The organism is Nonomuraea sp. NPDC001831 (genome assembly GCF_042892035.1).
Taxonomy (GTDB): domain Bacteria; phylum Actinomycetota; class Actinomycetes; order Streptosporangiales; family Streptosporangiaceae; genus Nonomuraea.
The window spans coordinates 1,019,377-1,032,233 of sequence record NZ_JBIATU010000002.1; the positions used below are offsets into that span (position 1 = coordinate 1,019,377).

The 12,857-nt window shown below is 70.5% G+C and carries 14 protein-coding genes; 10 read left to right on the top strand and 4 right to left on the bottom strand.

Features of this window, described 5'->3' with window-relative positions:
- Positions 1–170: 170 nt before the first annotated feature.
- The 6 genes from ACFYYW_RS10265 (at position 171) to ACFYYW_RS10290 (ending at position 4,131) form a co-directional block, all read left to right on the top strand.
- Positions 171–1,571, top strand: coding sequence for a glutamate--cysteine ligase (locus ACFYYW_RS10265; RefSeq protein ID WP_387647095.1), 1,401 nt, complete (start codon positions 171–173; stop codon positions 1,569–1,571).
- Entirely contained in the window at positions 1,568–2,215 is a 648-nt protein-coding gene (locus tag ACFYYW_RS10270) for a neutral zinc metallopeptidase (protein WP_352323896.1), read from the top strand. Before ACFYYW_RS10265 ends, ACFYYW_RS10270 begins: the two co-directional genes overlap by 4 nt.
- 66 nt (positions 2,216–2,281) lie before the next feature.
- The gene (locus tag ACFYYW_RS10275) at positions 2,282–2,539 is read left to right on the top strand and encodes a WhiB family transcriptional regulator (protein WP_352323895.1); all 258 of its coding nucleotides are present in this window, start codon (positions 2,282–2,284) and stop codon (positions 2,537–2,539) included.
- 67 nt (positions 2,540–2,606) lie between these two features.
- Positions 2,607–3,326, top strand: coding sequence for a type II CAAX prenyl endopeptidase Rce1 family protein (locus ACFYYW_RS10280; RefSeq protein WP_387647100.1), 720 nt, complete (start codon positions 2,607–2,609; stop codon positions 3,324–3,326).
- Between the two features lie 179 nt (positions 3,327–3,505).
- Positions 3,506–3,706 carry a type II toxin-antitoxin system VapB family antitoxin gene (locus ACFYYW_RS10285; RefSeq protein WP_352323892.1) on the top strand — a complete coding sequence of 67 codons (201 nt, stop codon included), beginning with the start codon at positions 3,506–3,508 and terminating at the stop codon, positions 3,704–3,706.
- Positions 3,682–4,131 carry a PIN domain-containing protein gene (locus ACFYYW_RS10290; RefSeq protein ID WP_352323891.1) on the top strand — a complete coding sequence of 150 codons (450 nt, stop codon included), beginning with the start codon at positions 3,682–3,684 and terminating at the stop codon, positions 4,129–4,131. The genes ACFYYW_RS10285 and ACFYYW_RS10290 overlap by 25 nt, the downstream gene beginning before the upstream one ends.
- 22 nt (positions 4,132–4,153) lie before the next feature.
- Here the strand turns inward: ACFYYW_RS10290 and ACFYYW_RS10295 are convergent, their stop codons facing one another.
- Complete coding sequence (locus ACFYYW_RS10295; RefSeq protein WP_387647103.1) at positions 4,154–4,873, bottom strand: PIG-L deacetylase family protein; 720 nt, start codon at positions 4,871–4,873, stop codon at positions 4,154–4,156.
- Positions 4,874–4,998: 125 nt separating this feature from the next.
- Between ACFYYW_RS10295 and pcrA the strand changes: the two genes are divergently transcribed.
- The gene (gene pcrA / locus ACFYYW_RS10300) at positions 4,999–7,224 is read left to right on the top strand and encodes a DNA helicase PcrA (RefSeq protein WP_387647303.1); all 2,226 of its coding nucleotides are present in this window, start codon (positions 4,999–5,001) and stop codon (positions 7,222–7,224) included.
- Positions 7,225–7,351: 127 nt separating this feature from the next.
- Here pcrA and ACFYYW_RS10305 read toward each other — a convergent pair whose 3' ends face one another.
- From ACFYYW_RS10305 to ACFYYW_RS10315, 3 genes are all read right to left on the bottom strand, one after another.
- A complete protein-coding gene (locus tag ACFYYW_RS10305; protein ID WP_352323888.1) occupies positions 7,352–8,242 on the bottom strand; it encodes a L,D-transpeptidase in 891 nt (296 codons plus the stop codon).
- Between the two features lie 176 nt (positions 8,243–8,418).
- Positions 8,419–9,051, bottom strand: coding sequence for a response regulator transcription factor (locus tag ACFYYW_RS10310; protein ID WP_352323887.1), 633 nt, complete (start codon positions 9,049–9,051; stop codon positions 8,419–8,421).
- A complete protein-coding gene (locus ACFYYW_RS10315) occupies positions 9,048–10,256 on the bottom strand; it encodes a PspC domain-containing protein (protein WP_357982519.1) in 1,209 nt (402 codons plus the stop codon). The genes ACFYYW_RS10310 and ACFYYW_RS10315 overlap by 4 nt, the downstream gene beginning before the upstream one ends.
- A 114-nt stretch (positions 10,257–10,370) precedes the next feature.
- Between ACFYYW_RS10315 and ACFYYW_RS10320 the strand changes: the two genes are divergently transcribed.
- The 3 genes from ACFYYW_RS10320 to ACFYYW_RS10330 all read left to right on the top strand — a co-directional run bounded on the left by ACFYYW_RS10320 (position 10,371) and on the right by ACFYYW_RS10330 (position 12,833).
- Entirely contained in the window at positions 10,371–12,086 is a 1,716-nt protein-coding gene (locus ACFYYW_RS10320; RefSeq protein ID WP_387647108.1) for a PspC domain-containing protein, read from the top strand.
- Complete coding sequence (locus ACFYYW_RS10325) at positions 12,076–12,279, top strand: hypothetical protein (RefSeq protein WP_352323884.1); 204 nt, start codon at positions 12,076–12,078, stop codon at positions 12,277–12,279. The genes ACFYYW_RS10320 and ACFYYW_RS10325 overlap by 11 nt, the downstream gene beginning before the upstream one ends.
- Before the next feature lie 71 nt (positions 12,280–12,350).
- Positions 12,351–12,833 (top strand): (2Fe-2S)-binding protein, encoded by a 483-nt coding sequence (locus ACFYYW_RS10330; protein ID WP_352362730.1) that lies wholly within the window; start codon positions 12,351–12,353, stop codon positions 12,831–12,833.
- Positions 12,834–12,857 lie beyond the last annotated feature (24 nt).

A 12,857-nucleotide genomic window follows, 5' to 3' on the forward strand; every position in this document is an offset into this window, starting at 1 on the left:
CACGGGGCCGCGCGCCGTCTCGATGATCTTCGTGGGATCCGGCACGCGGGGACATCGTGCCGATCTCCGGCTGGTCATGTCGGCCCAGTCGTGCGACATTTCCTGGTATGGGCAGGGACGTGCCAGTCGTCGTGTTCAGCCGGGACGATCGCCGGAAATATCGGGAAAAGGTGCGTCGATGTCTCGACGTCTTCGCCCAGATGTTGCGCGAGTCGCGCTTCGAGTTCGACCGCCCCCAGGCCGGCCTGGAGATCGAGCTCAACATCGTGGACGCCCGTGGCGAGGCCGCCATGCGCAACGCCCAGGTGCTGGCCGCGATCGAGCAGCCGGACTGGGCCACCGAGCTGGGCCAGTTCAACATCGAGATCAACGTCGAGCCCAGGGAGCTGACCGGCGACGGCCCGCTGCACCTGGAGGCGGACGTACGAAGGCGGCTCAACCACGCCGAGGAGCGCGCCCGCTCCCAGGACGGGCACCTGGTGCTGGTCGGCATCCTGCCCACGCTGCGCGAGCAGGACATCAGCGAGGGCACCCTGTCGGCCAACCCGCGCTACCGCCTGCTCAACGAGCAGATCTTCGCCGCCCGCGGCGAAGATCTGCACCTGTGCATCGAGGGCGTGGAACGCCTCGACACCCACGCCGACAGCGTCGCGCCCGAGGCCGCGTGCACCAGCGTCCAGCTCCACCTCCAGGTCAGCCCGGAGGCGTTCGCGCCGCACTGGAACGCCGCCCAGGTCATCGCGGGCCCCCAGGTCGCCGTCGCGGCCAACTCCCCCTACCTGTTCGGCAGGGAACTGCACCGCGAGACCAGGATCGCGCTGTTCGAGCAGGCCACCGACACGCGTCCGGCCGAGCTGAAGACGCAGGGCGTGCGGCCGCGGGTGTGGTTCGGGGAACGCTGGATCACCAGCGTCTTCGACCTGTTCGAGGAGAACGTCAGCTACTACCCGGCGCTGCTCCCCCTGTGCGAGGAGGAGGACCCGCGGGCCGAGCTGGACCAGGGCCGCATCCCCCAGCTGCACGAGCTGACCCTGCACAACGGCACCATCTACCGCTGGAACCGGCCGGTCTACGCGGTCGTGGACGGCGTGCCGCACCTGCGCGTGGAGAACCGCGTCCTGCCCGCCGGGCCCACGGTGGCCGACATCGCCGCGAACGCCGCGTTCTACTACGGCCTGATGCGCGTGCTCCCGTCGGCCGAGCGGCCGATCTGGAGCCAGATGTCCTTCCGCACCGCCGAGGACAACCTCGCCGCCGCGGCCCGGCACGGCCTGGACGCCCGGCTGTACTGGCCGGGGCTGGGCGAGGTGCCGGCGGCCGAGCTGATCCTGCGCCGGCTGCTGCCCATGGCGCGCGAGGGCCTGGCCGCGTGGGGGGTGCACACGCCGGTCGCCGACCGGCTGCTCGGCATCATCGAGGGACGCTGCCTGACCGGCCGCACGGGCGCGACCTGGCAGGTCGAACGGGTGCGCGCGCAGGGCGGCGACCGCCACGAGGCGTTACGCGCCATGACGTTGGACTACATCGACCGCATGCACGGCAACGATCCGGTGCACACTTGGGACGTGTGAACCTCGTGCGACCCCGCCTCCTCGTCCTGGCCCTCGTCCTGCTGCTGGCCGGCTGCGGCCTCACCCGGCCCGCGTCCAGGGACGTCCAGGGGGCCGACACGTTCGAGGACGACATCCGGGCCGCGCGCACGCTCACCGAGTCGTTCTGGACGGAGTTCTTCGACCAGCAGGGGATGAGATATCGGCCTATCGCCGACTTCATCCCCTACTCCGGGAGTTCGGGGCCTTCCTGTGGGGGCGAGCCGTCCGTGCCGAACAACGCCTTCTACTGCCCCGAGGGCCACTTCATCGCCTATGACCAGGCCTGGATGGAGTCCCTGTGGAACGACATGGGCGACGGCTCGGTGTACGTGATCATCCCCCACGAGTTCGGGCACGCCGTCCAGGCCCAGCTCAGGACCGGCTTCGAGCTGAACGTCCAGGCCGAGCTGCAGGCCGACTGCTACGCCGGCGGGACGCTGGCGGCCCTGGTCGGCTCAGGCTCCCTGCGCGCCCAGCCCGGCGACGAGGACGAGCTCATGACCAGCCTGGAGGCCGCCGGCGACCCCACGGACGACTGGCTGAACCCCGCCGCCCACGGCACCGCCGAGCAACGCCAGGCCTCCTTCGCCGGCGGCTACGAGAACGGCGTCCGCGCCTGCTGAGGGTGTACGCGCGGGTCAGCCCAGAGGATGATGTGTCTGATCATGACCTGCCTCTACGGTGGGTGCATGCCACTGGAGGAGATCGGCTGGCTGCGCAGAGGCGCGTGCAGGTCCAGCGACCCTGACCTCTTCTTCCCGCTCGCGCCCTCACCGTTGCAGGAGGCCCGCGCGAAGGCGGTCTGCGCCCGCTGCCCGGTCATCGACGAGTGCCGCTCCTACGCCTTACGTGAGGGCGAGACGGAAGGCATCTGGGGCGGCCTCACCCCGCAGGAACGCCGCCGCACCCGCTTCCCCGCAGGCTGGCGCAACTCCGCCGCCTCCTGACCCCGCCCACCGACCACCCCGCCCCCACCGGACGCCGCCGTACCGCGGTGCGACGTAGCCTGCAAGGGTGCTGTTGCGCTCGATCGCCGTCCTCACCGCCGCCAACGTCCTCAACAACAAGGTCGCCCCCAGGCTCGCCCCCCTCACGTCCGCCGCCGCCACCGCCGCGCTCGTGGCCATGGCACGCCGGCACGGGGTGTCGTGGCGTGAGCTGGGGTTGGAGAAGGCGTCCCGCGGAGCGGCCGTCGGCGGCGCGCTGGCGACGGCGGTGGCCGCCGTCTACACCGTGGGCATCGCCGTGCCCCGCACCAGGCCGCTCTTCCACGACGAGCGCGCTCTGTCGCTCTCGCGCGCCCGCGCCCTGGAGGAGGCCCTCATCCAGGTCCCCCTGGGCACGGTCCTGCTGGAGGAGGTCGGGTTCCGCGGCGCGCTGCACGGCATGCTGGCCCGCCGGCACGGCCCGGCCGCCGCCACGGCGCTCTCCTCGGCCCTGTTCGGCCTCTGGCACATCCTCCCGGCGGTCGACATGGCCCGCGCGAACCCGGCGCTCGGCGCGCTGACCGCGGGCGAGTCGCCCGGCCGGCTCGACGTCGCGCGGGTGGTGGCGGGCAGCGTGGTGTCGACGGCGGCGGCGGGGGTGCTCTTCTGCGAGCTCCGGCGCCGTGGCGGGCTGCTGGCGCCGTCGATGCTGCACCTGGCGACCAATTCGCTCGGTTACCTCTTCGCGCGGCTCTCCGCAACGGCTGCGAGTGACGGCCAGGTAGAGACTTCTTCCAGCGGGGGATGAGGTTTCCACCTCGGCGGATGAGAATCCTTCCTCTCAACTTTGGAACGGTCCAGAGAATTCGCCTCGATGCCCTTACCTTCACCCGAGACGCGCATTGCGGGAGCTCACACCGGCTCTCCGCATGCGTACATCAAGATCAGGACTTCTGATATGCGATGGAGGTACGGAGGTGGTGCTGCATGCGTACGGTGATCGACATCGACACAGGTCTTCTGGAGCTGGCCCAACACGAGCTGGGGACATCGACCCTGAAGGAGACGGTGAACGCGGCCCTGTCGGAAGTCGCAGCAAGGGGCAAACGCCGCGAAGCCTTCGAATACTGGCGTACCCGGGACAATACGCATCTTCTGGATCCATGGATCATGAAGCATGCGTGGTGACCACCGGAGTGCTCTACCTGATCGACAAGAGCGCCCTGGCCCGCATGCCGCATCCAGCGGTCCACCGGGCCCTCGAACCGCTCATCCTCAACAGGACGCTCGCGGTCTGCGAGGTCACGCAACTGGAGGTGCTCTACAGCGCCCGTGACCTCAAGGGCCACCAGCGGGACGCCCGCTACCTGCGGGAGGGCTTCCGCCTGCTGTCCATCGCGCACAAGAAGGTCGGGCCGAGGGCCCTGGAGGTGCAGGCGATGCTCGCCGGAAGGTCGCGCCACCGGGCGGCCGGGTCGGGCGACCTGCTGATCGCCGCCTGTGCCGAGGTGCATCAGGCGACGATCCTGCACTACGACCGGGACTTCGACGTCATCTCCGAGGTCACCGGGCAGCCGGCGCTCTGGGTGGTGCCGCCCGGCTCGATCCCCTGAGCCGGGGGCCGAAAGGCCGGGGTCAGGCCGTGGGCACGACCTGGAAGCCCTCCGCGTAGTGGCCCTCGCCGAACCCGGCCTGCTCGGCCCAGGCGGCGAAGCGGCCACGGACGAAGTCGACGAAACCCTCGACGTGGGCGACCTGGCTGACATGCGACTGCAAGGCCGCGAGCTTGCGGTCCATGACCGCGGTGACGTCCACCCAGTGGTTGGGGGTGGAGCCGCCGTTCAGCCAGACCTCCCTGACCGTCCACGCCTCCAGGCCCTCCTCGCGCAGCAGCTCGGGGAAGGCGTAGGGGTTGCGGGCGTCGGGGTAGACCGCGTCGAGCGCGGCCCCGCCCACGGCCCGGTGGTCGGGGTGGCTGGGGGCGACGAACTGGTAGTTGCGGTCGGGGTGGTGGGTGATGACCAGGTCGGGGCGTACCTGGCGGATCACCCGCGCGATGTCGCGCCGGAGGTCGAGCGAGGGCACCACCCGGCCGTCGGAGTAGCCGAGGAAGCGCACGTCCGTCACGCCGACGGCCTTGGCCGCGGCGAGCTGCTCGGTCCTGCGGAGCTCGGCCATGCCGGAGTTGTCCAGGGTGCGCTCGTTGCCGCCGGCGTCGCCGTCGGTGACGAGCAGGTACGTGACCTCCACGCCCCGCTCCACGAACAGCGCCACGCTTCCCGCCGCCGCGAAGTCGACGTCGTCGGGATGCGCGGTGACGACAAGTACCCGGTTGATCTCGGCTTCCGGCAGCATGGCTTCCCTTCCTGGACCCTGTACGGAGGACAACCGGCACCCCGTCGGAGTCATTCCGGGCGCCGTTTGTCGGTGGCGCGTCTTAACCTAGGTGGGTGCCGACCCAAGTCTCTGTTGACCACCCCTTGCTCGACGGCCTCAACCCCCAGCAGCGCGAGGCCGTGATCCATCATGGCAGCCCCCTGCTCATCGTGGCGGGGGCGGGGTCGGGGAAGACGCGGGTGCTCACCCACCGCATCGCCTACCTGCTGGCCGAGCGCAACGCCCATCCGGGCGAGATCCTGGCCATCACCTTCACCAACAAGGCCGCCCGCGAGATGAAGGAGCGCATCGACAAGCTCGTCGGGCCGCGTTCCAAGGCGATGTGGGTGATGACGTTCCACAGCGCCTGCATGCGCATCCTGCGGCGCGAGGCCAAGCGGCTGGGCTTCCCGTCCAGCTTCTCGATCTACGACCAGGCCGACTCCCAGCGGCTGATGGCGATGGTCTGCAGGGAGATGGAGCTCGACCCGAAGCGCTACCCGCCGCGTTCGTTCTCGGCGCAGGTCAGCAACTTCAAGAACGAGCTGATCGACTACGAGACCGCGCTCGACCGGGCGGGCTCGCACCTGGAGAAGACGCTCGCGCAGGCGTACAAGGCCTATCAGCTCAAGCTGACCGAGGCCGGCGCGATGGACTTCGACGACATCATCATGAACACGGTGACGTTGTTCCAGCTCTTCCCCGAGGTGGCCGAGCACTACCGGATGCGGTTCAGGCACGTGCTGGTCGACGAGTACCAGGACACCAACCACGCCCAGTACATCCTGATCCGCGAGCTGGTCGGCCATCCCGAGGTGCGCACCGCCGACGGCGACGTCGTGCGTCCGGGCGCCGACATGTCCGAGTTGTGCGTGGTGGGCGACGCCGACCAGTCGATCTACGCCTTCCGCGGCGCGACGATCCGCAACATCCTGGAGTTCGAGCGCGACTACCCCGACGCCCGCACGATCCTGCTGGAGCAGAACTACCGCTCCACCCAGAACATCCTGGCCGCGGCCAACGCGGTGATCGCGCGCAACGAGGGCCGCAAGCCGAAGAACCTCTGGTCCGACCAGGGCGACGGCCCCAAGATCGTGGGCTACGTCGCCGACAACGAGCACGACGAGGCCATGTTCGTGGCCCAGGAGGTCGACCGGCTCAGCGACGAGGAGGGCGTCAAGCCGAGCGAGGTCGCGGTGTTCTACCGCACCAACGCCGCCTCCCGGGTGTTCGAGGAGATCTTCATCCGCACCGGGCTGCCGTACAAGGTGGTCGGGGGCGTGCGCTTCTACGAGCGCAAAGAGGTCAAAGACCTGCTGGCCTACCTGCGGGTGCTGGCCAACCCGGCCGACGTCGTGTCGATGCGGCGCATCCTCAACGTGCCCAAGCGCGGCATCGGCGAGCGGGCCGAGGCCATGATCGAGGCGCTGTCCTCGCGCGAGCGCATCTCGTTCTGGGACGCGCTGCGCCGGGCCGACGAGGCGTACGGCATGGCGACGCGCTCGCTCAACGCGGTGCGCGAGTTCGTGGCGATGCTGGAGGAGCTGATCGCCAAGGCCGAGGGCGTGCCGCCGTCGACGCTGGCCGAGGAGATCCTGGTGGCCACCGGCTACCGCGCCGAGCTGGAGGCCTCAGAAGACCCCCAGGACGAGTCCCGCCTGGAGAACCTCAACGAGCTGATCTCGGTGGCCTCGGAGTTCGAGGAGGCCAACCCCGAGGGCACGCTGGTGGAGTTCCTGGAGCAGGTGTCGCTGGTCGCCGACGCCGACCAGATCCCCGACGCCGACGGCGGGCAGGGCGTCGTCACGCTGATGACGTTGCACACGGCCAAGGGGCTGGAGTTCCCGGTCGTCTTCCTGACCGCGATGGAGGACGGCGTGTTCCCGCACGTCCGGTCGCTGGGCGAGCCGAAGGAGCTGGAGGAGGAGCGGCGGCTGGCCTACGTCGGCATCACCCGGGCGCAGAAGCGGCTCTACCTCACGCGGGCGGCGGTGCGCAGCTCGTGGGGGTCGCCGTCGTTCAATCCGGCCTCGCGGTTCGTCAACGAGGTGCCGGGGCAGCTCATCGACTGGCGTACCGACCCCGAGAAGTCGGCCTGGAGCGCGGCGACGCGGCGGGAACCGGCCGCGCGGCCGGCGCCCAGGAGCGGCGGCGGGTCTCGGCAGATGTTGTCGCTGACGCCCGGCGATCGGGTGACGCACGACAAGTGGGGGCTCGGCACGGTGGTGGCCGTGGACGGGGTGGCGGAGAAGACCAAGGTCAAGATCGACTTCGGCGCCGACGGCGAGAAGACGCTGCTGCTGGCGTACGCCCCGCTGGAGAAGCTCTGACCCTGGGCGGCAACGGGCGCCCAGTCCTCGACGGAGGCCGGGCGCCCGACGACGGCACCTGGTTTGCGGTGTTCAGGGGCGGTGCGGGCAGGGCGCTTGGCGGCGGCCCTGCCGGTCCGCTGCGGGGTCAGGGCTTGAGGGCGCTGCCCTGCTTCCACTGGGTCCAGTTGAGCTGCCAGTAGCTCCAGCCGTTGCGCCAGTCGAGCTTGCGCTTGGTCCCGGTGATCTTGACGACGTCACCGCGCTGGGCGATGCCGTAGAACCACTTGGCGCCCTGCGGCGTGGCGCGCACGCAGCCGTGGCTCTGGTTGGAGCGGCCGAGGTACTGGTAGTAGCCGGCGCTCTGGTGCACGTACTCGCCGCTGTCGGAGATGCGCACCGCCCAAGGGATCTCCTCCTTGTAGTAGCGCGGGTCCTTGGGGTCGGTCACCCCCATCCAGGACGACGTCATCGTCTCGACGGACTTCTTGCCCATGGTGAGGTGCGTGCCGCTGGTGGTGAGGTAGACGTCCACGCCGTTGCGCATCAGGCCGCCGCGGCCGGCGCTGATCGCGATCTTCTTGGCGATCTTGCCGTCCCGGTAGACCTTCATCTGGTGCCTGCGGGTGTCGACGACCGAGATGTTCGCGTTGCCGACCGCGAAGCGGCGGGTGACGTCCTTGGCCTTGTTGCCGGGCAGCTGGCTGAGGCGCGCGGTGAACAGCACCTTCTGGTGCGGCTTCCAGTACGTCTTCGTCCGGTAGATGACCTTGCGGGCCGACACCCAGCGCCAGGCGCCCTCGACCGGTTTGTCGGCCTGGACCTCCAGCAGCGCCTCCACGGCGGCCTTGTCCTTCACGTCCCGGTCGAACGTGACGATGATCGGGAAACCGACGCCGACTTTCTCCGCCGTCTCCGCCATGGGCGTGATGTCGGCGATGTCTAGCTTGACCTTCTTGGCCGGGGCCGCGACGTGGGCAGCCGCGGCGACGCCCACGGCGGCGGTCGTCCGGACCGCCGGGGCCTGCGAGGCTGGCACGCCTTCTGCCGAACAGGCCGCAGCCGAGACCAGTGCGACCATGGCAAGCAACCGGGGGACGCGATTCAAGGGGGTTACTCCTGGATTATGTGCTTCTCCTTCCATGTGTGACTACTGAGACGCCTGATTCGTCTACGGATCGCCGTAACGACCTTGTAACGGTCCAGAGAGCAGGGTCAGACGAGGCGGCGCGCGGTGGCCCAGCGGGACAGCTCGTGCCGGTTGGAGAGCTGGAGCTTGCGCAACACGGACGACACGTGCGTCTCCACGGTCTTGACCGAGATGAACAGCTCCTTGGCGATCTCCTTGTACGCGTAGCCGCGGGCGATCAGCCGCAGCACCTCGCGCTCGCGCTGGGTCAGCGAGTCGAGCTCGGGATCGATCGAGGGCGCCTCGGAGGAGGCGAAGGCGTCGAGGACGAACCCGGCCAGCCGCGGCGAGAAGACCGCGTCGCCGTCGGCCACCCGGCGGATGGCGTCGGTGAGCTCCTTGCCGCTGATGTTCTTGGTGACGTAGCCGCGCGCGCCGCCCCGGATGACGCCGATGACGTCCTCGGCGGCGTCGGAGACCGACAGCGCGAGGAAGCGCACCTGCGAGCCCGTGCTGAGGACGCGGCGCAGCACCTCCTGGCCGCCGCCGCCGGGCATGTGCACGTCGAGCAGGACCACGTCGGGCTGGTGCTCGGCGATGGCCTTGACCGCCGTCTCGACGTCCTCCGCCTCGCCCACGACCTCGATCGAGTCGCCCAGCTCCGCGCGCACGCCGGATCTGAACAGCCGGTGGTCGTCGACGATCAACACGCGTGTCATTGCTTGTCCACCTTCATCGTCAGCATCACTTCCGTGCCCTCGCCGGGCTCGGTGCGGACCCTGGCCGTGCCGCCGTGACGTTCCATTCTCCCGATGATGGACTCCCTGATGCCCATTCTGTCGAGGGGCACCGCCTCAAGGTCGAAGCCCTTGCCGCGGTCCTTCACGAAGATGGTCACCTCCAAGCCCTCCACCTCCGCGTACACGGAGATGGCCGGGCTCTCAGAATATTTGGCCGCGTTGACCATCGCCTGCCTGGACGCCTTGAGCATCGCCGCCAGCTTGCCCTGCGCGTCGAGGTCGATGTCGCCGACGCAGACGACCTCGATGGGCACGCCGTGCGAGTCCTCCTCCTCGGCCGCGATCCGGCGGACGGCGGCGGCCACGGTGGCGTCGGCGTCCTGGGCGGGCTGGTAGAGCCAGTTGCGCAGCTCGCGCTCCTGGGAGCGGGCCAGCCGGGTGACCTCGCGCGGGTCGTGGGAGACGCGCTGGATGAGGGTGAGGGTGTGCAGCACCGAGTCGTGCACCATGGCGGCCACCTCGGCGCGTTCCTCCTGCCGGATGCGCTCGCGCCGTTCGAGCTGCAGCTCCTTCCACAGGCCGGCCAGCCAGGGCGCGGCGATGACCGCGATGCCGCCGACCACGACGACGGTGAACAGCAGACCGGGCCTGGCCTGGGCCAGCTCGCCCTGGGCGTACAGGAAGCCGGCCGCGCCGATGACGACCAGCGTCACGCCGAGCAGTGTGCGCACCCGGTTGGTCCGGATGCTCTTGGTGGCGCCGCTGACCCAGTTCTTGCGGCGTTCGGGGTCGGCCTGCTGCCACAGGATGAGCGCGCCGATGCCGCCGACGGCGAACGGCAACATGCCGATCCCGCCCTTCGAGGCCCCGGTCAGCCAGCCGAAGGCGGCCAGCGCCACGCCGATCGCGCTGAACGCGGCGAGCTGGCTCCAGTCGCGCTGCGGCGGCGGCCCCTCGTACGGCTCCCGCGGAGTGATCATCCACAGCACGGCGTACGCCACCATGCCGACCCCGTCCACGACGCTGAGCAGCACGAACATCAGCCTGATCACGACGGGATCGAGGGAGAGCTGCGCCGCCAGCCCCTGGGCCACGCCGCCGAGCAGGCGGCCCTCCATGGGGCGGAGCATCCGGCGATAGGGTCGATCGCCGGTGGGCTCGGCAAGTGTCTTCTGGTCTGCCATAACATCGCCATCGTCACATGTCGCGGGCGCTTCGGGCATCAGGGAACAACCCCCAGGGTCGAGTCAGGGGTCTCCCGGATGCGGCCACCCCGCCCGACGGTCCACGATGGTTCCATGACAGAAGCTCCGCCCAGGCAACCCGCCGCCCCGCCCCGGGAGCTGCGACGCAGCAGCGAGGGGCGCTTCCTCATGGGCGTCTGCGCCGGTCTCGGGCGGCACACCGGCATCGACCCCGTGGTGTTCCGCGTGGCGTTCGCCGTGCTCCTGCTCGGTTCGGGCATCGGGATCTTCCTGTACATCGCGGCGTTCCTGCTCATGAAGGAGCCCAACGGCGGGCCGGGCATCATCGAGCAGTGGACCCGCCGCGACCTCGACGCCGAGGCCGTGATGGCGCTGCTGACGGCGGTGCTCGGGTTCGGCCTCGCGCTCAACCTCGCGACCGTCTGGCTCGACACCGGCACGCTGGTGGTCGGCGTGCTGCTGGCCGTCTCGCTGCTGGCGGCCCACTCCAGAGGCGTCGACCTGCTGGGCCTGGCCCGCTCGATGCCCGAGCGGCTCGGTCGCCGGCGCTCTCCCGACGCGGAGCCGCCCGCGCCGCCCTACGCGCCGCCCGTGTCCACGCCTCGGGTGCGTCCCGCCGAACCCGGCTGGTCCGGCCTCGGCGACACCGTGACGGCCCACCCCGAGTCCCCGGCTCCGGCTCCCCGGCCGACGGCCGCCGCGCACGCCGAGGCCGTGGCCGCGCGGCTGCGGGCGATGTCCGCCGGCCGGCAGGCCGAGACGCCGCGTACGGACCGGCCCGAAACCCCTGCGGCGGGACAGGCGGAGGCCGGCCGGACGGAGATGTCGAAGATCGAGGCCGCGCAGGCGTTGGAGGCCGCCGGCGCCGTGACGGCGGAGCACCAGCTCCCCGACGACGCGACCCGCCAGGCGCAGACGCCCGGCACGGAGACGCCCGGCACAGGGGTCCCCGGCACAGGGACCCCTGACGCTGAGGCCGCGCAGCCGCGGCCGCAGGCTCAGGCGGCGTCGCGGCAGGAGCCGCCCGCCTACCGCCCTCAGCCCAGGACCGCGATCGACTACAGCGGCTACGGCGAGCCCTTCGCCCCGAAGGGCCCCTACCGCCCGCTCGACCCGGCCAGGCGGGCCGGCCAGTCGCCCTACGACCCCGCCCTGTACGGCCGCCCGGCCGCCGCCCCGGCACCGCAGCAACGACGCCCCGCGTCGTTCATCGGGGTCATCACCATCTTGCTCGCGATCATAGTGGGAGGGATCGTCGTGGCGGTCCAGGCCAGGTCGGCCGCGGGCGTGAGCCCGACCATCGTCGGCGGCGCGGTGCTCATCACCATCGGCGCCGGCCTGCTCATCGCCGCCTGGTGGGGCCGCGGCGCCGGTCTCGTCGCGGCGGGCACCACGGTCGCGCTGCTGATCGGCGTGGGGCTGATGCTGGGCGGCCTGCCGCGCAACTTCGGCGACTCCACCTGGTACCTGACCAAGCCCGCGGAGGCGGGCAAGGTCTACGACGTCGGCGTGGGCGACGGCCGGCTGGACCTGACGGAGCTGAAGGCGCTGCCGGGGACGAGCCTGACGTTCGACGCCCGGGTCTCCGTGGGCGAGCTGACGGTGATCGTGCCGCCGACGGCCAGGGTCGAGGTGCACGCGATGAACAAGGTCGGCGACATCAAGGTCGACCAGTCGATCAGGGGCGGCGTGGACGTCAAGTTCGACAAGGTGCTGGAGCCCGAGGTCGGGTCCGGGGACGAGGAGTTCACGATCGTGCTGAACCTGCGCGGCGGCCTCGGCGACATGGAGGTGCGGCGTGGCGCGTGACGTCGAGCGGGTCCGGCGCCTGCACCGGACCGACTGGATGGCCCTGCTGAGCGGCACGTTGTTCGTGGTGCTCGGCATCCTGGTGGTGACCCGCGTGCTCACGGACGCGCTGGTCGTGGTCGGGCTGACCGTGGTGGGGCTGGCCTTCGCGGGGGTGGTGGCGATCATCGCGCGGGTGGTCCGCGGCAAGTAACCCTTGACCGGGAAAAACACCGGCGTAGTTTCGGGTGTGTCCGCCTTTCCCCTGCTCCTGAGGGAGGACGTATGCCCCGAATCACCGTCACCGTCGACGGGATCAAGTACGAGGAGGACGTCGAGCCGCGGCTCCTCCTCGTCCATCTACTACGTGAGCGGCTCGGCAGGACCGGCACCCCGGTCGGCTGCGACACCAGCAACTGCGGCGCGTGCACGGTGCTGCTCGACGGCAAGAGCGTGAAGAGCTGCTCCGTGCTGGCCGTGCAGGCCGACGGCGGCGACGTCGTCACCGTCGAGGGCCTGGGCGCGAACGGGTCGATGCACCCGATGCAGCGGGCCTTCCACGAAGAGCACGCGTTGCAGTGCGGCTACTGCACCCCCGGCATGGTCATGGCCGCGATCGACCTGGTCCGGGAGGACCCGGAGCCGTCGGAGGAGTCGATCAGGCACGGGCTGGAGGGCAACCTGTGCCGCTGCACGGGTTACTGCAACATCGTGCGCGCGGTGAAGCGCGGCGCGCAGGAGATGGGGCAGGCGGTGAGGACGCAGTGAGCGAGCTGAGCCCCGAGGCCGTCG